This is a genomic window from Streptomyces sp. V4I2 (assembly GCF_030817655.1).
GTDB classification, from domain to species: Bacteria; Actinomycetota; Actinomycetes; order Streptomycetales; family Streptomycetaceae; genus Streptomyces; species Streptomyces plumbiresistens.
The window spans coordinates 2,842,508-2,861,932 of record NZ_JAUSZM010000003.1; the positions used below are offsets into that span (position 1 = coordinate 2,842,508).

19 protein-coding genes and 1 pseudogene are annotated in these 19,425 nt (G+C 72.2%); 8 read left to right on the forward strand and 12 right to left on the reverse strand.

Features of this window, described 5'->3' with window-relative positions; genetic code table 11:
* Positions 1 to 3: 3 nt before the first annotated feature.
* The 3 genes from QFZ76_RS13965 to QFZ76_RS13975 all read right to left on the reverse strand — a co-directional run bounded on the left by QFZ76_RS13965 (position 4) and on the right by QFZ76_RS13975 (position 1,991).
* Positions 4 to 792, reverse strand: coding sequence for an SAM-dependent methyltransferase (locus tag QFZ76_RS13965; RefSeq protein WP_307674027.1), 789 nt, complete (start codon positions 790 to 792; stop codon positions 4 to 6).
* An 83-nt stretch (positions 793 to 875) separates the two neighbouring features.
* Entirely contained in the window at positions 876 to 1,130 is a 255-nt protein-coding gene (locus QFZ76_RS13970) for a DUF397 domain-containing protein (RefSeq protein WP_266441329.1), read from the reverse strand.
* Positions 1,131 to 1,991, reverse strand: a complete 861-nt coding sequence (locus QFZ76_RS13975; RefSeq protein ID WP_307674028.1) for a helix-turn-helix transcriptional regulator — start codon at positions 1,989 to 1,991, stop codon at positions 1,131 to 1,133.
* Between the two features lie 216 nt (positions 1,992 to 2,207).
* Between QFZ76_RS13975 and QFZ76_RS13980 the strand changes: the two are divergent.
* The 3 genes and pseudogenes from QFZ76_RS13980 to QFZ76_RS13990 all read left to right on the forward strand — a co-directional run.
* Positions 2,208 to 2,807 (forward strand): annotated as a pseudogene (locus tag QFZ76_RS13980) (ATP-binding protein); the annotation flags it as partial.
* A 179-nt stretch (positions 2,808 to 2,986) separates the two neighbouring features.
* Entirely contained in the window at positions 2,987 to 3,421 is a 435-nt protein-coding gene (locus QFZ76_RS13985) for a hypothetical protein (protein ID WP_307674029.1), read from the forward strand.
* 208 nt (positions 3,422 to 3,629) lie between these two features.
* Positions 3,630 to 5,492 (forward strand): ABC transporter ATP-binding protein, encoded by a 1,863-nt coding sequence (locus QFZ76_RS13990; RefSeq protein ID WP_307680009.1) that lies wholly within the window; start codon positions 3,630 to 3,632, stop codon positions 5,490 to 5,492.
* 2 nt (positions 5,493 to 5,494) lie between these two features.
* Here the strand turns inward: QFZ76_RS13990 and QFZ76_RS13995 are convergent, their stop codons facing one another.
* The 3 genes from QFZ76_RS13995 to QFZ76_RS14005 all read right to left on the reverse strand — a co-directional run bounded on the left by QFZ76_RS13995 (position 5,495) and on the right by QFZ76_RS14005 (position 7,995).
* Positions 5,495 to 5,680 carry a hypothetical protein gene (locus QFZ76_RS13995; protein WP_307674030.1) on the reverse strand — a complete coding sequence of 62 codons (186 nt, stop codon included), beginning with the start codon at positions 5,678 to 5,680 and terminating at the stop codon, positions 5,495 to 5,497.
* A 158-nt stretch (positions 5,681 to 5,838) separates the two neighbouring features.
* Positions 5,839 to 6,528, reverse strand: a complete 690-nt coding sequence (locus QFZ76_RS14000) for a DUF899 domain-containing protein (protein ID WP_307674031.1) — start codon at positions 6,526 to 6,528, stop codon at positions 5,839 to 5,841.
* Positions 6,529 to 6,642: 114 nt separating this feature from the next.
* Complete coding sequence (locus QFZ76_RS14005) at positions 6,643 to 7,995, reverse strand: amidohydrolase (protein WP_307674032.1); 1,353 nt, start codon at positions 7,993 to 7,995, stop codon at positions 6,643 to 6,645.
* Between the two features lie 139 nt (positions 7,996 to 8,134).
* Between QFZ76_RS14005 and QFZ76_RS14010 the strand changes: the two genes are divergently transcribed.
* Entirely contained in the window at positions 8,135 to 9,091 is a 957-nt protein-coding gene (locus QFZ76_RS14010) for an endonuclease/exonuclease/phosphatase family protein (protein WP_307674033.1), read from the forward strand.
* A 9-nt stretch (positions 9,092 to 9,100) separates the two neighbouring features.
* Here QFZ76_RS14010 and QFZ76_RS14015 read toward each other — a convergent pair whose 3' ends face one another.
* A complete protein-coding gene (locus QFZ76_RS14015; RefSeq protein WP_307674034.1) occupies positions 9,101 to 9,532 on the reverse strand; it encodes a nuclear transport factor 2 family protein in 432 nt (143 codons plus the stop codon).
* 97 nt (positions 9,533 to 9,629) lie between these two features.
* Here QFZ76_RS14015 and QFZ76_RS14020 point away from each other — a divergent pair, with 97 nt between their 5' ends.
* Positions 9,630 to 10,169 carry a helix-turn-helix domain-containing protein gene (locus tag QFZ76_RS14020; RefSeq protein WP_307674035.1) on the forward strand — a complete coding sequence of 180 codons (540 nt, stop codon included), beginning with the start codon at positions 9,630 to 9,632 and terminating at the stop codon, positions 10,167 to 10,169.
* Here the strand turns inward: QFZ76_RS14020 and QFZ76_RS14025 are convergent.
* The 3 genes from QFZ76_RS14025 to QFZ76_RS14035 all read right to left on the reverse strand — a co-directional run bounded on the left by QFZ76_RS14025 (position 10,137) and on the right by QFZ76_RS14035 (position 15,034).
* Positions 10,137 to 12,032: an FUSC family protein gene (locus tag QFZ76_RS14025; protein ID WP_307674036.1), complete on the reverse strand. Its 1,896-nt coding sequence runs from the start codon at positions 12,030 to 12,032 to the stop codon at positions 10,137 to 10,139. The genes QFZ76_RS14020 and QFZ76_RS14025 overlap by 33 nt on opposite strands.
* A 207-nt stretch (positions 12,033 to 12,239) precedes the next feature.
* Positions 12,240 to 13,013, reverse strand: a complete 774-nt coding sequence (locus QFZ76_RS14030; RefSeq protein WP_307674037.1) for a nucleotidyltransferase domain-containing protein — start codon at positions 13,011 to 13,013, stop codon at positions 12,240 to 12,242.
* A 53-nt stretch (positions 13,014 to 13,066) separates the two neighbouring features.
* A complete protein-coding gene (locus QFZ76_RS14035) occupies positions 13,067 to 15,034 on the reverse strand; it encodes a toll/interleukin-1 receptor domain-containing protein (RefSeq protein WP_307674038.1) in 1,968 nt (655 codons plus the stop codon).
* A gap of 37 nt (positions 15,035 to 15,071) precedes the next feature.
* On the opposite strand from QFZ76_RS14035, the gene QFZ76_RS14040 reads away from it, so the two are divergent.
* The 3 genes from QFZ76_RS14040 (at position 15,072) to QFZ76_RS14050 (ending at position 17,109) form a co-directional block, all read left to right on the forward strand.
* The gene (locus tag QFZ76_RS14040) at positions 15,072 to 15,716 is read left to right on the forward strand and encodes a hypothetical protein (RefSeq protein WP_307674039.1); all 645 of its coding nucleotides are present in this window, start codon (positions 15,072 to 15,074) and stop codon (positions 15,714 to 15,716) included.
* 500 nt (positions 15,717 to 16,216) lie between these two features.
* Entirely contained in the window at positions 16,217 to 16,645 is a 429-nt protein-coding gene (locus QFZ76_RS14045) for a RidA family protein (protein ID WP_307674040.1), read from the forward strand.
* On the forward strand, positions 16,642 to 17,109 hold the full coding sequence (locus QFZ76_RS14050; protein ID WP_307674041.1) for a GNAT family N-acetyltransferase: 468 nt from the start codon (positions 16,642 to 16,644) through the stop codon (positions 17,107 to 17,109). The genes QFZ76_RS14045 and QFZ76_RS14050 overlap by 4 nt, the downstream gene beginning before the upstream one ends.
* An 83-nt stretch (positions 17,110 to 17,192) precedes the next feature.
* Here QFZ76_RS14050 and QFZ76_RS14055 read toward each other — a convergent pair whose 3' ends face one another.
* Both QFZ76_RS14055 and QFZ76_RS14060 read right to left on the reverse strand, forming a co-directional pair.
* Positions 17,193 to 17,921 carry an aspartate/glutamate racemase family protein gene (locus tag QFZ76_RS14055; protein WP_307674042.1) on the reverse strand — a complete coding sequence of 243 codons (729 nt, stop codon included), beginning with the start codon at positions 17,919 to 17,921 and terminating at the stop codon, positions 17,193 to 17,195.
* A gap of 5 nt (positions 17,922 to 17,926) precedes the next feature.
* Positions 17,927 to 19,405: an NCS1 family nucleobase:cation symporter-1 gene (locus QFZ76_RS14060; protein ID WP_307674043.1), complete on the reverse strand. Its 1,479-nt coding sequence runs from the start codon at positions 19,403 to 19,405 to the stop codon at positions 17,927 to 17,929.
* Between the last annotated feature and the right edge of the window lie 20 nt (positions 19,406 to 19,425).

A 19,425-nucleotide genomic window follows, 5' to 3' on the forward strand; every position in this document is an offset into this window, starting at 1 on the left:
CGATCAGGGCTTCCGCCCCACCGCCCCGTACCCGGGAATGACCCCGTCGTCCTGCCCGGGGACCGGCTCCCCCAGCTCGGGATGCCACCGGTGCGGCACCTCGACACCCGGCTCGACGAGTTCCAGACCGTCGAAGAAGCGGCTGAACTCCTCGCGGGAGCGCAGCGCCAGGGTGACGCCGGCGGCCTTGAGCTTCTCGGTGGCCACCGCCGACTCCTCGGGCGTGAAGTCGGCGGTCGCGTGGCTGACCACCAGGTAGCTGCCCGCGGGCAGTTCGGACAGCAGCCGGCCGACCAGTTCGAGCGCGCCGTCCCCGTCGGGGACGAAGTGCAGCAGCGCGACGAGCGAGAGGGCCACCGGCCGGCCGAAGTCCAGGATCTTCCGGGCGCCTTCGATGATGGCGTCCGGATCCCGCACGTCGGCCTGGAGGTACTCGGTCACCCCCTCGTCCGTGCCGCGCAGCAGGGCGCCCGCGTGGGCGAGGACGATCGGGTCGTTGTCGCAGTAGACGACCCGCGCGTCGGGCGCGACCCGCTGGGCGACCTGGTGGAGGTTCGGCTCGGTGGGAATGCCGGTGCCGATGTCCAGGAACTGGCGTACGCCGTGCTCGGCGAGCCAGCGCGTGGACCGGTGCATGAACGCCCGGTTGACCCGGGCCATGACCGGGACCCGCGGGTCGAGGGTGAGCATCTGCCGGCCCATGACCTCGTCGACGGGGTAGTTGTCCTTGCCGCCGAGGTACCAGTCGTACATTCGGGCCGGGTGGGGTTTGCCGGTGTCGATCTCAACCATTAATTCAGTACCCATCAATGTTTATCAATGTCCATCAAATCAGTGCATTAACAAGGAAGTTGAGTGCGCGTCAGCCAATCACGTCACGACAACAGGAAGTCGGCCTCCCCCGCTTTCGCACCTTCGATGAACGCGGTCATCTCGTCCGGGGTGTAGATCAGCGCCGGACCGTCCGGGTCGGTGGACTGGCGGACGGCGATCCGGCCGTCGGCGAGCTTCATCGCCTCCAGGCAGTTACCGCCGTTGCCGCCGCTCCACGGCTTGTGCCAGCCCTCGCTGCCCAACTCCCGCGCGGGCATGCCGTTGTAGACCCGTATGCGCGGCTTGATGCGATCCATTCACAACTCCTTGCGGAGATCCCGGAGGATCTCCTTCGTGCGATGTGCCGTAGCGGCCTGCGCCGCCATGCGGTCCATGACCTCGAGATGGGTCGCCACCTCTGCGCGCGCGTCCAGATAGACCGCGCCGGTCAGGTACTCGCTGTAAACCATGTCCGGGAGTTCCGGCACGGCGAATCGGAACAGCACGAAGGGCCCGTACGTGCCGGGGTGCGGCCCGTTGGCGAACGGGGCGACCTGCAGCGTGACGTTGGGCAGCTTCGTGGCGTCGAGCAGTCTGTCGATCTGGGCACGCATCACCTTCGGGCCGCCGACGGGGCGGCGCAGCACGGTCTCGTCCATCACGACCCACAGTCGGGGGGCATCCTGACGGGTGAGCAGTTCCTGGCGTTGCATGCGCAGGTCGACATGGCGCTCGATGTCGTCGGGGCTGGTCTGGCCGATGGCCCCGGACCGCAGGACACCACGGGCGTAGTCCTCGGTCTGCAGCAGGCCCGGAACGAAGTGCGGCTCATACTGGCGGATGAGGGCGGCCGCGCCCTCCAGGCTGACGTGCATCGAGAACCAGCCGGGCAGGACGTCGTGGAAGCGCTGCCACCACCCGGGCTGGTTGGCCTCCTCGGCCAGTTGGACGAAGCCCTCGGCCTCCAGGTCGGTGACGCCGTAGGCCTTCAGGAGGAGTTGGAGGTACGGGATCTTGAGTCCGACCTCGGCCATCTCCATACGGCGGACGGTGGCCGGGGCGACACGGAGGATGCGGGCGGCCTCCTCACGCTTGAGGCCTGCGCGTTCCCGCAGGTCCAGCAGGCGCCGACCGAGGACGACCTGGCCGACCGTCGGCGCGGACCGCGGTTCGCTCACCCTCCACCTCCACAGATCGGGCCGGCCACACAGCATGCTGACAGCCTTACGGCGCCATTCGAAGACCCATTCGAAGATCTGTACGGATCTTCGCTGATCTCAACTGGCGCCGCCCGACGTGCTGTTGCGAGCAGTGTGCCACGGCACTTCACAGCGTCACACAGCACTCTGCATTTTTCAGAGTGACACTTGCCAAGTGTTCACGGCGGGGCGATAGTGGCAAGCGTGATTCCGTCCCCGCCCTTAGGAACAGACGCCGCTGCGGACCGCCCCACCGGTCTCGGCGCCGCCGCCGAAGCGGGCCCTGACAGGGCCGGCGCCGCGCGCCGGTTCCGATTCGAGCTGGCCGCCCATCCGGGCTCTCCCGCGCAGGCCAGACGGCTGGCACGGGCCCGGCTGACCCACTGGTCGGTCGGCGAGGACACCTGTGACTCGGCGGCCCTGGTGGTCTCCGAGCTGGTCACCAACGCCATCATGCACACCGCGAGCCGCCGCGTCGTCTGCGAGCTGCACGAGGGCGACGACCTGGTGCGCATAGCCGTGCGTGACGAGGGCTGCGCGCCCGGTGAGCCGCACCCGTCCCCGCAGCGGCCCGAGGAGGAGCACGGGAGGGGACTGCTCCTCGTCGACGCCCTGTGTCACAGCTGGGGCGCCCACGAGCACGGCCCCGGCCTGCTGGTCTGGGCGGAGCTCCCGCACAAGAGCGACACCCCTCACGACGACTCCGCCGTCCCGCGCAACGACCTGGGCTGGGGAGCCCGCCCGAAGCCGGAGCCGTCCGGCGGTTCGGGCGAGGAGGACGAGCCGGCGGCCCACCACCGGGCGGCACACCCGGCGTCAGAAGAAACGGCACGCCCGACGCCTGAAGAAGCCACACCCCCGGCGCCCGAAGAAACGGCACATCACCGCGCGCTGCCCGACACCGAAGCACGTCACCACGGGACGGAGTCCCCGGCTCTCCCTCCGATCGAGCAGAGCCGGGATCGGGGGAGGATGTGAGGGCCGGCCCCGGCGGCCGGGTACTGACCCTGGACTCGCTGGCCCGCCTCCGACGCGGACTCCGCACGCCGGGAGACCCGCTGCGGCTGCCCCTGCCCGAGGGCATGGCGGCCCCGCTGGGCTGTGACGCGGTGGCGGTGCCCGCCCGCTTCGGCCCGCTGCTGAGATCCCGGTTGCCGCAGGTGGGGTGCGTCTACGCCGACGAGACGCACTGGTGGTGGATCGTTCCGTCCGACTCGGACTACGCCCTGGAGTGGCCCGCCCCGGCGCGGTACGCCACCGGAGCGACGGTCCCCGCCGCGCCGGCCGTCCCGGACCTGATCCACAGGCCGGACGGCACGCTGCCGTACACCCCGCCGATACCGCTCTTCCTGGCCCTGTGCCGGCTCACCGGCACCACTCCGACCTGGTCCCGGCCCGTCAGCGCGTAGGCCACCGGTCGTGCGCCCGCGCGCACCCGTCTCTTCGGCCTGCGCCCTGCCCCCACAGATGTCCGCCCCGCGATAGTGGCCCTCCGTCCACGAGCGCGGGAGGCCGACGGTGGGAACGAGGCGCGACGAGGGCGACAGGGACACCCCCGGCAAACCGGAGGTCTCCGAGTCGGAGCAGCTGCTCTTCGGTGGCCCGTTGCGCTACGACATGGGCTGGAACTCGCACGCGGACGCGTTCCTGGAGCTGAACTTCCGGGCCATGCTCACCCGCCTCCCGTCCCTGCTGACGGCCAGCTTCCGGCTCGCCTGGCAGGCCGACCGCCGCGCCGCCCGGACCGTGGTGGCCGCCGAGGTGGGCCGAGGCCTGGCCCAGGCGGTGAGCCTGCTCGCGGTCAACAGCGTGCTGGGCCGGCTGATCGGCGGCGGCGCCATGGAGGACCGGCTGCGCGGCGCCGCGCCCGCGCTGGTCGTGATGGCCGCCGTGATGCTGGTCGGGGCGCTCCTGCGGGCCGCGTCGATCTACGCCACCGGGCGCCTGGAGCCCAAGGTGGAGCGGGTGGCGACCGAGCGCTATCTGGAGCGGGCGGCGACCGTGGAGCTGTCCGCGATCGAGGACCACGCCTTCCACAAGCTGCTGGACACCGCGCAGTACGGCGCCACCTCCGCCCGGCGGATGATCTCGTACGCCACGCGCGTGGTGAACGCGATGATCTCGCTGGTCGCGGCGGCGGGCGTACTGACCGTGCTGCACCCGGCACTGCTGCCGCTGCTGGTGACGATGACCATCCCGAGCGCCTGGAGCGCGCTGACGAACGCGCGCCGCCGCTACGAGTCCTTCCACACCTGGGTGCAGCACGCGCGCGCGGGACGGCTGCTCGGCGCCCTGCTGATCGAACCCGAGGCGGCTCCCGAGATCCGCGTGCACGGAGTGGGCCCCTTCCTGCTCCGCCATTTCCGCGAGATGTCCGAGACGGCGGAGGCGGAGCAGGCCCGGCTGGCCCGGCTCGCGGCCCGCACGGGCCTGATCGCGGCGGCCTGGACCGGTCTGGCGACGGCGGCGACGTACGCGACGCTGGGCGGGCTGCTGCTGGCGGGCGCGATGGCACTGGCTGTGGCGGGCACGGCCGTGATCGCCATCCGCACGGGCTCGCAGAGCCTGGGTACCCTCGTCGTGGAGATGAACGCCCTGCACGAGGAGGCGCTCTTCGTAGGCGACCTGCAGCGGCTCTACGTGGAGGCGGCCGAGCGGGCGATTCCGGTGGGCGGGGCCGTCCTGCCGGACGATCCGCGCGAGATCCGGTTCGAGAACGTCAGCTTCACCTATCCGGGTGACGCGGCCCGTCCCGCCCTCGACGACGTGTCGCTCACCGTCCCGATCGGCAGGATCGTCGCGCTGGTCGGCGAGAACGGCTCCGGCAAGACCACACTGGTCAAGCTGCTGGCCGGGCTGTACGCCCCCGACCGGGGCCGGATCCTGTGGGACGACGTGGACGCGGCGGGCGCGGACCGGCAGCTGCTCGCGGAGCGCGTCGCGATGGTGGCCCAGGACTTCAAGCGGTGGCCGTTCACCGCCCGCGTCAACGTGGCGGTCGGCCGCTCCTCGGTTCCGCTCACCGACGAGCGCGTGTCCGGCGCGGTCGGGGAGGCCGGCGCCGAGGACGTGCTGGCGGACCTGCCGCGCGGCCTGGACACGCTGCTGGCCCGCAACTTCAGCGGCGGGCACGAGCTGTCGGGCGGTCAGTGGCAGCGGCTGGGGATCGCCCGGGCCGCGTACCGGCGCGGTCGCATCCTGATCGTGGACGAGCCAACGGCGGCCCTGGACGCCCGGGCCGAGCTGGAGGTCTTCGAGAAGATCCGGGCCCTGGCCGGCACCGGCCAGACGGTCATCCTCATCACCCACCGGCTGGCGTCCGTACGCCACGCGGACCTGGTGCACGTCCTGGACCAGGGCCGGCTCGTGGAGTCCGGTACGCCCGACGCGCTGCTGGCGACCGGTGGGGTCTACGCGGAGCTGTACTCGCTCCAGGCGGACCAGTTCACGGCGAAGGTGCCCGCTCCGAAGGCGGGCTGACCTCACGCGGCGGCGTCGACCGCCGCCTCCCCGCTACGCACGATCACCAGGAACATGTCCGTCGCGAGATCCATGACGACCTCGGCGGGCATCCCTTCAAGTCGCCGCGCTTGCGCGAACTCCTCCGCCGGCCACGAGCCTCGCGGCCCACCTGCGGGAAAGCGTTCGAGCACTGTTCGCCCGTTCACCACCCTGCACCTCCAGAAAGCGTCGTACTTGTTAGGAGTTAACGCTCTCCGGAGGCCGATCGCCTCGCTCAGTTGCGGGACTGAGACGTAGCTGACACGTATTCAGCGCGCAGCGTGAGGACTTGGTTACCGAACGGTCACTTTCGCTACGGAACGTTTCAGTCCTCGTACTCATCGTGATGCCGGACGCGCTCACTGCCCGCCGGTGCCCCGAGAGTCGACGCGCGTCCCTCGGGTTCCTCCCACTCCTCCTGCCGTCCCAGCGCGGTGAGATCCAGCAGGGTGGCGGTCGAACCGAGCCCGTCGAGACCGCGTTCGTACGTCGAGTAGGTGTGGAAGACGCTCTCCCGGTCCCGCAGGAAGCAGCTGACGCCCGGCCGCTCGACGAGCTGCCCCTCGTGTTCCAGGGTCACCTCGAAGTCGTGGTTGAAGTCGCTCGCGTACGACGAGTACCAGGGCACCGTCCAGCCCATCCGCGCCTTGAAGGGCAGGATCTTCGGGTACGGCGCTCTCGACACGGCGGCGAAGGTCGTACCGCGTGCCTTCAGGTGCGCGAGGTGCCCGATCTGGTCCAGGAAGGCCGAGCAGCCGTGGCAGCCGGCGTCCCACTCGGGCGCGAACATGAAGTGGTGGACGACGAGTTGGTGGCGTCCCTCGAAGAGGTCGAGCAGCGTGGCCTTGCCGTCGCCGCCCTCGAAGACGTACTCCGTGTCGACCTCGACCATCGGCAGCCCGCGCCGCTCGGCGTTCAGCGCGTCCCGCGCGCGTGTGAGGGCCTTCTCCTTCAGCAGTAACTCCGCACGCGCCGCGCGCCACTCGGCACGCGAGACGATCTCCGGAAGCGACATGGCTCCTCCTGGGCAGCGGTCCGTTCCGAGGGGTGACCGGCCAAAAACGCGGAACTCATCGCCGCCCGGAGACTTTTCTTCAGGTCTTCCGGTCTTCCGGTCTTCCGGGCCCGCTCAGGTGTCGTAGTCCTGGATCCGCTTGCCGTGACTCCGGTCGACCAGTGCGGGCAGCCGCTCCCCCAGCTCCGCGACCACGGAGGGGACGTCGATCGTCAGCAGCTCGCGGTCCCGCATGAGGATCCGGCCGTCGACGATCGTCGTACGGACGTCGGAGGCACGGGCGCTGTGCACGAGGGTGGCGGCGAGGTCGTGGACGGGCTGGGTGTGCGGGCCGGTGAGGTCGACGAGGACGATGTCGGCCCGCCGCCCGGGCGCGATGCTGCCGACGGTCTCGCCGAGGCCGACCGCCCGGGCGCTCTGCAGCGTGGCGTGGTGCAGGGCCTGGCGGGACGTCAGCCAGCGCGGGTCCCCGGTCGTGGACTTCTGGATCAGGGCGGTGAGGGCCATCGACTCCCACACGTCGAGGGAGTTGTTGGAGGCGGCGCCGTCGGTGGCGAGTCCGACGGGGATGCCGATGTCGTGCAGGGCGCGCACCGGTGTGGTGGTGGGCCAGGCGAACTTGAGGTATCCGCGGGGTGCGGTGGCGACGGCCGTACGGCCCCTGGCGGCTTCGAGGACGGGCAGGTCGCGCTCGATGATGCCGCTGCCGTGCGCGAGCAGGACGTCCGTGTCGAGGATGCCGGTGCGCTTGAGGATCTCGATCGGGGTGACGCCGTGCCGGGCGAGGCTGGTGTCGGTCTGGTCGCGGTTCTCGGAGGCGTGGATGTGCACGGGGAGGCCGTGCTCGCGGGCGAGGTCGGCGGTGGCGGAGAGGTCGGCGTCGTCCACGGTGTAGGGGGCGTGCGGGGCGAGGGCGGTGGTGATGCGGCCGGCGGCGCCGCCACGGTGCCGGAGCGCGAACTCCAGGGACTTCTCCCGCCCTTGCGGGCCCTGGGAGGAGAAGTACGCCTCGCCGAGATGCGCCCGCATCCCGCACTCGGTGACGACGGCCGCGACCGCGTCCATGCTGAAGTAGTGGTCCGCGAAGCAGGTGACGCCGCCGCGGATCATCTCGGCGCAGGCGAGCCGCGCCCCCAACTCGACGTCCCGCTCGGTGAGGTTGGACTCCACCGGCCAGACGACGTCGTTGAACCACTCCTCGGTGGGCAGGTCCTCGGCGAGGCCGCGCAACGCGACCATCGGGGCGTGGGTGTGACAGTTGACCAGCCCGGGCAGGGCGACCTGGCCACGGGCGTCGAGGCGTTCGGCGGCGGGCCGGTCCGCGGCCGCGGCGGCGCTCGTCACGGACTCGACGACCCCGTCCCGTACGACGATCGCGGCGTCCTCCTCGAACCCGATCCGCTCCTGCTCGTCGTGTACGAGGACGGTGCAGCCGGTGATGAGGAGATCGGCGGGAGAGTCACTCATCACGCCAACGTACGACGCCGTGGCCGCCCCGCGTGAGCCGAACCGCGCATCCCGTCGCCGCTCTGTCCCGGGGCCCGCCGGGAGGGCACCCTGACCTCAGCACCGCCCGCCGCCCGACGGCTTCTGGAAGGGGCCCCGCATGCTCCTCGGCACCTGGAACTTAGAGAACCTCTACCGTCCCGGCGGGCCGTTCGGTCCCAAGGACAAGGCCGCGTACGAGACGAAGCTCGCCGCGCTCGCCACCGTGATCACGGAGCTGGACCCGGCGCTGCTGGGCCTGCAGGAGGTCGGCGAACCCGAGGCGCTGCGGGACCTGGCGGGGATGCTGGACGGCGAGTGGCATCTCGCGCTCTCCCGGCGCCCGGACAGCCGGGGCATCCGGGTCGGCTTCATCGGTCGTACGCCCTTCGAGGTGCTGTCCGACACGAGCGCGTTCCCGGCCAAGCTGCGGCAGGTGCAGGCGGACGACGAGGGCGTGTCGGTGACGGAGGCGGGGCGGGGCTTCCTGGCGGTGGAGGCGGCGACCGGCGACGGGCCACTGCGGGTGGCGGTCGCCCATCTCAAGTCGAAGCTGCTGTCGTATCCCGGCGGCCGGTTCCAGCCGCGTGACGAGGGCGAGCGGGCGCGGTACGGCGCATACGCCCTGTACCGGCGGGCGGCCGAGGCGGCGACGCTGCGCGCGCTGGCCGACGAGTTGCTGTCCGGTGAGGGTCGCGAGCGGGACGTGGCCGTCCTCGGGGACCTCAACGACGAGGTGCGGGCGGCCACCACTCAGATCCTGCTCGGCCCGCCCGGCTCCGAGATCGGCACCCCCGGCTTCGAGGCGGCCGACCGGGGAGATGCGACCCGCCTGTGGAACGTGGCCCCCCTCATCCCCGCCGAGCAGCGCTACTCCCGCATCAACTCCGGGCGCCGCGAGCTCATCGACCACGTCCTGGTCAGCCACCGCCTGGTCCACCGGGTGACGGAGGCGGGGACGGGCCTGCCGGGCACCGGCACGCCGCGACTGCCGTCGGTGGGGTCGGATCCGGCGGAGCGGCGCGGGGAGCCGGGGTCGGATCACGCGCCGGTGTGGGTGCGGGTGCGGGTGGGATAGGTCCGGGGGCTACGCGGCGCGAGCCGCTTCCTGTCGCCGGCAGGCCTGGTCGAGCCGCAGGGTGTCCTCCAGGACCGTGTCCTCGACCATGCGGCCCCAGCGCAGCCGTACCCACTGCACGGCCTCGTTCTCGTACGCGCCGCCGTCCGCGAGGGTGCCCCGGACGGTCAGTCGGGTCACCACGCTCGTGTTCCAGGGCGGGCCCTGGACGACGACGTCCTGAAGGGTCAGCCGTAGTCCGGGAAACGTCCGCTCGAACCGTTCGAACCAGTCGGCGAAGCCCTCCCGGCCCCGCAGATCGGCGCCCATCGGGGTGTCGCCGACGAAGCGGAAGTGCACGTCGGGAGCGGCCAGGGCGACGGCCTTCCGCCAGCCGCCCTCCCCGCTGCCGACAGTGCGCCAGAGCTTGCGGACCTTGCGGCGGACGATGGCGTGGTACATGAAGGCACCCACTCGAAGCGACTTGTTATGTGCAAGTGACTCTCCCCGGAGAGGCTAGGCGGGTCACTTGCGGTTTGCAAGGGACTACCGTGGCGGCATGAAAGGTGAACGTTTCGCACGGATGCACTGCTCGGTCGCCCGGGCCGCCGCCGTCGTCGCGGACCAGTGGACCGTCGTCATCCTGCGCGACCTCTTCCTCGGCCTGAACCGCTACGAGGATCTGCGCGCCGACCTGGGCATCGCGACCAACGTGCTGGCGGACCGGCTTGACCACCTGGTCGCCGAAGGGGTCGTGGAGCGGGTGGCGTACCAGGAGCGTCCGGTGCGGTACGCGTACGAACTGACGGATGCGGGCCGGGAGTTGTACGGCACCGTACTGACGCTGCTGACGTGGGGCGACCGGCACCGGGCGGTGGCGGGGCCGCCGTTGGTGCTGGTCCACGAGACGTGCGGGCACGCGGCCCAGGCGCGGGTGACGTGCTCGCACTGCGGGGACGAACTGCGCCCGGGGGAGGTCAGGCACACACCGGGACCGGGCGGGCGGACGGAGCCGGGGACGGCGTTGGTGCACACGGTGCTGGACGGCGCCGGGCAGCTCGGCGGGCTACACGGCGAGGGGCAGCTCGGGCAGCCGTAGCCCCACGCGCTCGCGTTCCTTGGCGAGCTCGTCGAGCAGTTCGTTGAGCCGCTCGGTGTGCCGGCGCGTGAGCCGCCCGGAGTCGTCGAGATGGACGGCGCACGCGGTGGTCGTGTCGACGAGCCGTTCGAGGAGGGCGACGACCTCGTCCGTGCCTTCCGAGTGCCGGGCGAGCGCGGGCAGTTCGGCCGCGGCGAGGGCGATGGCGGTACGGGCCTCGGCGAGGGTGCGGTAGGCCTCGCGGCGCAGGGTCCAGCGGACGGCGCGGGCGTCCGAGTCGCCGCCGACACCGACCCTCAGGACGTGCGCGTCGGATTCCCGCAGCACGTGCGCGAGGTAGGCGTGCGCGGCATCGCTCGCCGCGACGAGCCGGGTACGGACGCCCCCGCCGCGCTGCCCCGGCATCGGCAGATGCCCCACGATCAGTACGATCGCGCAGGCCAGCAGCGTCTCGCCGATCCGCCCGGCGGACGCCTGCGGCTCGCCGCCCACCATCACGAGCGACAGGACGAGCAGGGTGACGACGGCGGTCTGCGCGGCGAAGTGCCGGGTGGCGACGGGTATCAGGGCACCGCTGAGGGCGACCAGCGCGATGAGCCCCTCCGGCCGGGGCAGCACCGCGGCGAACCCGGCGAAGAGGAGAGCGCCCAGAACGGTGCCGGCCGCCCGGTTCAGCACGCGCGAGGCGAGCGGCCCGAGGTCGGGCTTGACGAGGAAGACGGCGGTGGCGGGCAGCCAGTACCAGTGCGGGTGATCCCCGTACCAGCGGGCGTGGTGCAGTGCCTGCGCCACGCCGACGCTGGCCCCGAAGCAGAGGGCGACCCGCAGGCCGTACTCCCGTCCGCCGGCCCCGAATGCGGTGCGCAGCACATCCCGGACCCCACGCCGACGCGTGTGCAGGTCGCTCCCCTTGCCCCGGTCGAAGGCCTCGGCGGCGTGCAGGAGGGCGTCGTCGAGCGCGCGCAGGCCGGCCGCCGAACGGGAGGGCGCGGGCAGCGGCCCGGTGTGGGTGCCGGCGCGCACGGCCTCGGCGAGGCGCCGCGGCCCCTCGGACGCCCGCCCGGCGAGGGCCTCCCCGGTCCAGGCGAGCGCGGTGGCGGCCTCGGCGAGGGGCAGCGCGGCGGCGTACTGGGCGTGCAGCCGCCGCTCGGCCGCGGAGCTGGCGTAGCGCCGCAGCCGGGGCCCGGCGAGGGCGTCCTGGGCGTGATCGAGCGCGGCGGTGAGCGCGGCGCGCCGGGAGGTGGACTCCGGGCTGCCCGCGGCGTCGAGCAGCTCCGCCACGGCGTCGTAGACGGCGGCGACGGCAGCGCGCTCCCCGTCGAAGCGGAAGTCCCCGGCGAAGGCGCCGGGCGTCGGCAGGACCAGCCGGAGCCCTAGCAGCCACCCGGCCCCCACGACGAAGGCCAGAGCGCGCTGCCAGCCCGGCTCGGGCAACGGCATCCCGGCCCCGATCGCGGAGGCCACCAGCAACTGCGTGCCGGCCCCGGAGGCGACCGGCCCGACGGCACTGACACCCCCGGCGACCAGCCCGACCAGCGTGAGCAGCAGGGTCAGCGTCACCGCCCCCACATGCTCCCCGGCGTACGTCCCCACGAGCAGCCCGCCCGCCCCCGCGAGCGCGGGCGCCCCGAGCCGCCTGACGGAGGCCCGCCGGCTGCCGGGCCGGTCATTGATCCCGGCGAGCATGGCGGCGATGGCGGCGACGACACCGAGGTGCGTACGGTCGACCAGGACGGCCACAAGGAGCAACGGCCCGGCCGACAGCGCCCCCCGCAGGACCGCGTTCCAGGGCACGGGCCCGCGCTGGGCGCGCAGGGCGTGGGCAAGCCAGGGCGGAAGGGTCAGGGCGGCGGGGCGTGACACGGGGCTCCTGTCGTCTGTGCGAGGCGGGGGTGTGCCTTCGGGCGACGGTGGCCGGGCAGTGGCTGTGGACTGTGGTGTCCACGTTAGATCGCGTTCTTGGAGAGAACGGGACGACCGTATTTCGGGGATGTGACGATCGGCCGGAGAAGCGTGTTCTTTATGAACGCAACGGGGGTGGGCCGGGGCCCGGCCAGCCCGCTGCCACATCTAGGACGAGGTGAAGAGCCTCTCCGCATCGGCGACCGCCCCGGCCAACACGTCCGGCTCCGGACGCAAGCGCCCGAGGATCTCGTCGACGCCCCGCAGCCCGGCCCGCTCCAGCAACCGCTTCTCGTTCGTCACCCACTCCCCCCGCCCCGCGAGCACCCCGTGCCCGGCCTGCATGGCGGCCGTGGCGATGGCGCCGGCGACCTCCGCGAGCCGGCCTGCCGGGGCGTGGTTGGCCCCGGCGTACGCGAGGGTGGCGAGGGCGGTCCCGTGCCAGCGCTGGGCCGCGGAGGTGCGCAGCTTCTCCGGGTAGCCGGCCGGCCGCGGGAGTTCGCCGCGCAGCACGCGGTTGATCGCCAGTTCGGCGACGACCAAGTAGCTCGGAATCCCCGCCAGATGGAACAGCAGGGGCTCGACCCGGAACCGCCCCTGCTCCGCCTCCGCCACCTCGTGCTCCACCACGTCGAGATCGCGGTAGTGCACGTCCACGCGCCGCCCGTCGATCGTCAGCCACGCACCCCCGTTGAAGACCCCGCCACCCCAGCCGCCGACCTCGGAGACCTCGCCCTGCCAGCCGAGGGCGCGCAGGTCGTCGGGGGCGAAGGGCCCGCGGTAGTAGACGGCCAGGTCCCAGTCGCTGTCGGGCTTGTGGGTGCCCTGGGCGCGGGAGCCGCCGAGGGCGACCGCCCGGACGGTGGGGAGGGCGGCGAGGCGGTCGGCGGTGGTGTCGAGGAAGGCGGAGTCCGGGAGGGAGGAGTCGGGCAGGGAGGGCATGGTCGCAGCGTACGGAGTCGGGAGCCGTGGCTCCACGCACTTGCGGGCGGCCCTCAGCCCGTCGCCGCCACCCCGAAGTCGGCCCCGGAGATGCCGCCCAGCTCTTCCGCGATCCGCCGCAACGGCTCCCGCAGCGCGGCCAGTTCGGCGCGCATCGCCTCGGCTTCGGGCCAGGCGGTCTCGTGGTCGAGCAGGGCCACGTCGGCCGGGCAGCGGGCCTCGTACGCGGCGAGGCGGGGGTGCCAGGGGGTGGTGAAGGGCCGGATGACGTCGTTGATCAGGGTGTAGGCGAGGCTCTGGACCGTCGGCGCGCCGGCTTGGGAACCCTGTTCGAGGTGGATGTTGTACGTGTGCAGCGTCGCGCGCGTGAAGTCGATCAGCGACTTCAGGGAGGTCAACGCCTCGCGCAGGCTGCCCGTGCCCGGTGCCAGTTCCTGGACCCCGATCCGGGTGACCAGTTCGACCTGGATGTCGAAGGCGGCCATGCGTTCGGACTCGCTGGGTGCTGCCACGGGTGCCTCCCTCCGGCTGCCGGGGAAGGCCAGCGTAACCGGGTCGCGACGGCCGCCGCACAGGGTGCGCAGGGCGGTGTGGCGCAGGACTTCGGTGCGGGCGGGGGCCGGGTCGTGGTGGTGCCAGGCGTGCAGGGTGACCGGGTGGAGCTGCCAGCCTCCGTCGGCGAGGGGTGCGAGCAGGCTGCGGACGCGGAGTTCGGCGACTCCGTTCTCGGCCTGTCGGTGGGCGACGGCTCTCGGTACCCGGTCGGCGGCGGCCAGCACGCGTTCCGCGTCCTCGACGGTGAGCGGCAGCGGGTGCAGGGCGGCCGCGCAGCGCAGTACGTCGGCGGCGTTCACGGTGTCCACGTCGCGGATCAGGGAGCCCGTCACGTCCTCGTCGGCGAGCGCGTCGAGCAGGGAGGCGCCCCGGGCGTGCAGGCGGTCGTAGAGGGTGTGGGGCGGGTGCCCCGCACGGACCGCGCGGCCAAGGAGGGCCAGGGCGAGCGGATGTCCGTCGACCGCTTCGACGAGGGCGGGCGCGCGGCCCTGCGTCCCGTCGGCCGGCGTGTCCTCGCCGCCGACGAGCACGCGCGCGTGGAGCGCGTCGAGGGGACCCAGGTCGACCGGGGTGCCGAGTCCGTCGTAGGCACGACTGCGGAGCGTGAAGAGGGTGTGGCCCAAGGGGTGGGGTGCGGCCATGTCCGCGAGCTCGCGTGCGGTGCGGCGGCCGCGCGCGGGGACGCCGTCGACGATCCAGAGGAACGGTTCGCCGGCGGCGTCGAAGTGGCCGAAGAGGTCGTCCGTGCCGAGGGCGCGCGAGACATGCGAGGACACCGAGTCGTCGTACGCCTCCCCGTCCAGCCAGAAGACGCCGCCCGGGTACGCGGCCTCGAAGCGGAGGGCGTACTCCTGGGCGAGTGCGGTCTTGCCGATGCCCGCCATGCCGCGGATCTGGACGGCGTGCGCGGCGGCGCGGCCGGTGACGAGAGGCGCGGCATGGGCGTGCAGCGCGGAGTGCACCTGCCAGAGCTCAAAGAGGCGGCCGAGGAACCCGGGGCGCGGCTGCGGTGCGCCCGGCGGCCGACGCCGTACGGTGCGCTCCCCGGCGGTCATCGGGCCGTCGAGCCGCGCCACGTGCGCGCGTACGGCGGTGACGAGGGCGGCGAGGTCGTCGTTCGGGGCGTGTCGGGCGTCGCGCAGTTCCACCGGGTGGATGTGGTCCGTCCCCCGTTCCGGGTTGACGACCATGACGCGGCGCCGCGGGTCGCCCTCCTCAAGTCCCGCGAGATAGGCGGTCGTCAGCTCCCACCGGCAGGCCTCGCGCTCGGGGTAGCCGGTGGAGTAGTACGCCAGGAGGGCCTTGGACCGGGCGAGTTCGCGCCGGATGGTGTCACTGATCCCGGCGAAGGAGGCGACTCCGGTCTCGTCGGTGAACACCCGGAGCCCGCCGTCGCGCAGCGCCCGCGCGAGCGGACGGACCTGCTCCGCATCACCGCGGCTGTAGCTGAGGAAGACGTCCCACACGGCGACTTACCCTACTGTGGGTACCGGGGAGGCGATCATGAGACACAGGCAGCGCAGGCGGCGGAGCCCGGGCGGCCCGGCGCAGGTCACGGCCAAGCTGACGATTCCCTTCGTCGGCGAGATATCCGGTACGTGGGAGCCGGCCGACGCGGAACGCAGTGCGGCCTGGGAGTTGTACCTGGAACTCGTCACGCGCGTGTCGGTCGAGGAGCTCGATCCGGACGAGGGTTTCCTGCGCGAGGCGCTCTCCTCCCTCTACACCTTCTTCACCACCACCCGCGAGATCCTCCGCCGCTACGGCCCCGACGTCGCCCCTCCGCTGGCCCCCGGCCACGTGAGCTTCGGCGTCCTCGCGGTCACCGTCCTCAACCGCGTCCTGCGGCCGCTCCTCGCCTCCTGGCACCCCCGCCTGACGGCCTACGAGTCCCAGCGCCCGCCCGGCCGCGATCCCGTCGCGCACGAACGCCAGTGGGAGCACGCGCAGGCCCTGCGCGCCGAGATCACGGCAGTCCGGCAGACCCTGGTCTCCCTGGCGCGGACCCTCCAGGAAGTGGCAGGCGTCAGCGACCTGATCGACCTGCCGGCACCACGGCCGCCCCGGTCTCCGGAATTGAGGCACCCCCCCCCCGCAGGTCAGAGGGGTCCTGAGGGACCTGATGGCCCTGAAGGCTCCCGCAGTTGAGAACACCCCCGACCGGCGGCTGATCGTTCTGACGGCCTGAAGTCCCGCCGCCGCCCCTCCTCCACTGCGCCGGTCGTCCGCCCGGGGTGATTGTCAGTGGGGTCCGCTTCAATGGGAGTTGTCATCACGGAGCGTCACGGACAGCCGTGGGTGACGGGCTGTCGGGCGGCACGGGGGAGGTAACGGCAGTGGATTGCGGGATGCACGAAGAGGACGGGCGGCGGTACGTCTCGTTGGCCGGGCTGCGTCTGCGGGGGTGGACCGGCGGCTCGGTGCGCCGGCTGCTCGGGGCGCCGGACCGGCTCAGTCTCGATCCCCGGGTCCGGGGCGCGCCGCAGGTTCGGCCGTACCGGCTGGAGCGGGTCGAGGCGGCCGAGCGGAGCAATGAGGTGCGGCCGTGGGCGGAGAGTCGTAGGGGCCTGACGCCGGGAAATTGGGATGCGGGCGCGGCCGTAGGCCCGGATGATCGGCAAGTTGCCGGCGACCGACCCAGGAGAGTCATGATCCAGCGCGTCACCTCCCCCGCACTCTTCCCACCGCCCACCTACTCCCACGCCTCCGTTGTCGAGGCCGGCACGAGGCTCGCCTTTCTCGCCGGGTCGGTACCTCTCGATGCCGACGGCGAGTTGGTCGGTGCGGGAGACCCGGTGCGGCAGGCCGAGCAGGTGATCGCGAACCTCCGTGAGCAACTGCGGGCTGTCGGGAGCGACTTGGAGCACGTCCTGGCGACCGATGTGTACGTGGTGAGCGGTGAACCCGCGGTGCTCTCCGCCGTCTGGGAGGTCGTCGAGGCGTCCGGGCTGAGCGTCGGTCCGCATGCGTCGACCCTCCTCGGAGTGGCCTGCCTCGGGTACACCGGGCAGTTGGTGGAGATCACGGCGACGGCCGTCGTCCCGGAAGGCCGCGAGCAGGAGGCCGTACGCCCGTGAGCCGTCCCGAAGCCGTTGTCACCCTGCGTCGCGCCACCGCCCCGGACGCGGCCGCGGTGGCCGACGTCTGGTTGCGTTCCTTCGCCGCCGCTCTGCCGACCGTCGTCAGCCCCCGCTCCGGCGACGACGTGCGCGCCTACTTCCGGGAAGTCGTGGTGCCGCTGCGCGAGACGTGGATGGCCGAGGCCGCGGACGGGGGTGGCACGGTGGGGGTGATGGTGCTCAACGGCAACCTGCTGTCCCAGCTCTACCTCGCCCCCGACTGGCGCGGACGCGGCATCGGCGACCGCTTCGTCGCCCTCGCCAAGGAGCGCAGCCCGGAAGGGCTGAGCCTGTGGACCTTCCAGGTCAACAAGCCCGCCCACCGGTTCTACGAGCGGCACGGCTTCGTCGCCGTCGAGTACACCGACGGCAGCGGAAATGAGGAGCGCGAGCCGGATGTGCGGTACGAGTGGCGGCCGTGAACACCGCGGTGGGCGGCGCCTTGGGCGCGGCGCTGCGGCCGCGGTGGGCCGGCCCTGGGTCCGGCATCGCGGCGGCGCCGATGTCAGGCCGTCATCCCTCTCCCCCACACCCGCCTCTTCGGCACCGGCTTCGCATAGCTCCCCGCCCGGCTCGTCGTCAGTCCCAGGGCCACCAGCGACTCCGCCAGCTTCACCGCCGCCGCGACCCCGTCGACCACCGGAAGCCCGAGCTTCTCCCCCACCACCCGCTCCAGGCCCGTCATCCCGGCACAGCCCAGTACCAGGACCTCCGCGCCGGCCCGGCCCGCCTGCTCGGCGGCCGCGAGAAACGCCTCTTCCGTGCGCTCTCGGTCCCCGTCCCCGAGGTCGAGGACGCTGAGCCCCGTCCCGACGACGGCGGCGCAGTTGCGGCCCACGCCCGCCAGCTCCAGGCTGTCCTCGATCTGGCCGCACGACCGTTCCAGGGTGGTGACGACCCCGTACCGGCGTCCCAGCAGGCAGGCCAGATGGGCGGCGGCCTCGGTGATGTCGACGACCGGCACGTCCACGAGCTCGCGCACGCCCTCACGCCCGTGCTCGCCGAAGCCCGCCATGACCACGGCGTCGTACGGCGGACCGTCGTACGTGCGCAGCAGATCGATGACCGCCGCGGCCGAGAGGTAGCTGTCGAGCCAGCCCTCCGCGGACTCGGGTCCCCAGGCCGGGGTCAGTCCGGTCACGGTGGTGCCCGGGCCTGCCGCGGCCCGGGCACCTCGTACGATCTCCTCGGTCATCTCCTGCGTGGTGTTGCAGTTGGTGACGACGATTCGCACGTTCCTCAGACCTCCACGGGCTTCTCGGGGACGGCCCCGGCGTCGGCGGCGCGCTCGGCGCGGCACAGCACCACGTACAGTCCGGCGGCCAGCGCCGTGCCGATGAACCAGGAGTACGGCGCGACTTCGCTGAACGTCTTGACCAGGGCGAGCACCGCCGCGACCGCCGCCGACGGCAGGAACGCCCACAGGGCCTTGGGGTTGACGCCCTTGCGGTAGCGGTAGCGGGAACCGGGCTGGGCGTTGAACAGCTCGTCCACGTCGATGCGGCCGCGCTTGACCCAGTAGTAGTCGACCATGATCACGCCGAACAGCGGGCCGAGGAAGGCGCCCAGTCCGCCGAGGAAGTAGTTGACGACCGTGGGGTTGGAGAAGAGGTTCCACGGGGTCACCAGCAGCGCCACGACCGTGCTGATCATGCCGCCGACCTTGAAGGTGATCTTCTGCGGCCAGACGTTGGCGAGGTCGTACGCCGGTGAGACGAAGTTGGCGACGATGTTGACGCCCATGGTGGCGATGGCGAACGCCAGCGCGCCCAGTACCAGCACCCAGGTGTTGCCGATCTCGGCGACGAGGTAGGCGGGCTCGGTGATCTGCTTGCCGAACGCCTCGTAGGCGCCCGCCGTGACGACGACCGACAGGATCACGAAGGCCGTGGAGTTGACCGGCAGGCCCCAGAAGTTTCCGCGGCGGACCGTCTTGTAGTCGGGCGCGAAGCGGGAGAAGTCGCAGAAGTTGAGCATCAGCGTGCCGTAGGTGGCGAGGACCAGACCGACCGCGCCGAACCACTGCCGCCACTGTTCGCCGACCGAGACCGGGTTCGGGGTGGTGGTGAGCGAGATGGTCCAGCCGGCCTTGGCGAGGATCCACACGGCCAGCGCGATCATCACGATCCAGATGGCCGGTCCGCAGAAGTCCTGGAACTTCCGCACGGACTCCATGCCCTGGCTGATGATCGCCGCCTGGATCAGCCACAGCGCCACGAACGACACCCAGCCGAGCGCGTCGAGTCCGAGGAAGGAGTTGTGCGTCCAGGACTCCAGGCCGGGCCAGGCCGCCAGCAGCATCACGTTGACGGCGACGGAGGCGAGGTAGGTCTGGATGCCGTACCACATGATGGCGATGACGGCCCTGATCAGGGCGGGGATGTTGGCGCCCCAGACGCCGAAGGCGATGCGGCTGACGACCGGGAAGGGGACGCCGGTGCGCTGCCCGATGCGGCCCATCATGTTCATCCCGATGTAGATGATCACGAAGCCGACGAGCAGGGACGTGAAGATCTGCCAGACGTTCATGCCGAGGAAGAGCAGGCCGGCCGCGAACGTGTAGTTGCCGAGGTTGTGGACGTCGGACATCCACATGGCGAAGAGGTCGAAGACCTTCCAGTTGCGCTTGCCCGCGGGCGCGAGATCTTCGTTGGTGAGCCGGGGGTCGGGGACGAACGCTGTTGTGCCGGTGGCTTCGGCACGGTCGGCGAGGGACACGGGGCCTCCAGGAGCCAGGG

Excerpts from the sequence above, each read along its gene's own strand:
- QFZ76_RS13965 (WP_307674027.1), bottom strand. The coding sequence starts at position 792 with ATGGTTGAGATCGACACCGGCAAACCCCACCCGGCCCGAATGTACGAC.
- QFZ76_RS13970 (WP_266441329.1), bottom strand. The coding sequence starts at position 1,130 with ATGGATCGCATCAAGCCGCGCATACGGGTCTACAACGGCATGCCCGCG.
- QFZ76_RS13990 (WP_307680009.1), top strand. The coding sequence starts at position 3,630 with ATGGGCTGGAACTCGCACGCGGACGCGTTCCTGGAGCTGAACTTCCGG.
- QFZ76_RS14000 (WP_307674031.1), bottom strand. The coding sequence starts at position 6,528 with ATGTCGCTTCCGGAGATCGTCTCGCGTGCCGAGTGGCGCGCGGCGCGT.
- QFZ76_RS14005 (WP_307674032.1), bottom strand. The coding sequence starts at position 7,995 with ATGAGTGACTCTCCCGCCGATCTCCTCATCACCGGCTGCACCGTCCTC.
- QFZ76_RS14010 (WP_307674033.1), top strand. The coding sequence starts at position 8,135 with ATGCTCCTCGGCACCTGGAACTTAGAGAACCTCTACCGTCCCGGCGGG.
- QFZ76_RS14015 (WP_307674034.1), bottom strand. The coding sequence starts at position 9,532 with ATGTACCACGCCATCGTCCGCCGCAAGGTCCGCAAGCTCTGGCGCACT.
- QFZ76_RS14020 (WP_307674035.1), top strand. The coding sequence starts at position 9,630 with ATGAAAGGTGAACGTTTCGCACGGATGCACTGCTCGGTCGCCCGGGCC.
- QFZ76_RS14030 (WP_307674037.1), bottom strand. The coding sequence starts at position 13,013 with ATGCCCTCCCTGCCCGACTCCTCCCTCCCGGACTCCGCCTTCCTCGAC.
- QFZ76_RS14040 (WP_307674039.1), top strand. The coding sequence starts at position 15,072 with ATGAGACACAGGCAGCGCAGGCGGCGGAGCCCGGGCGGCCCGGCGCAG.
- QFZ76_RS14045 (WP_307674040.1), top strand. The coding sequence starts at position 16,217 with ATGATCCAGCGCGTCACCTCCCCCGCACTCTTCCCACCGCCCACCTAC.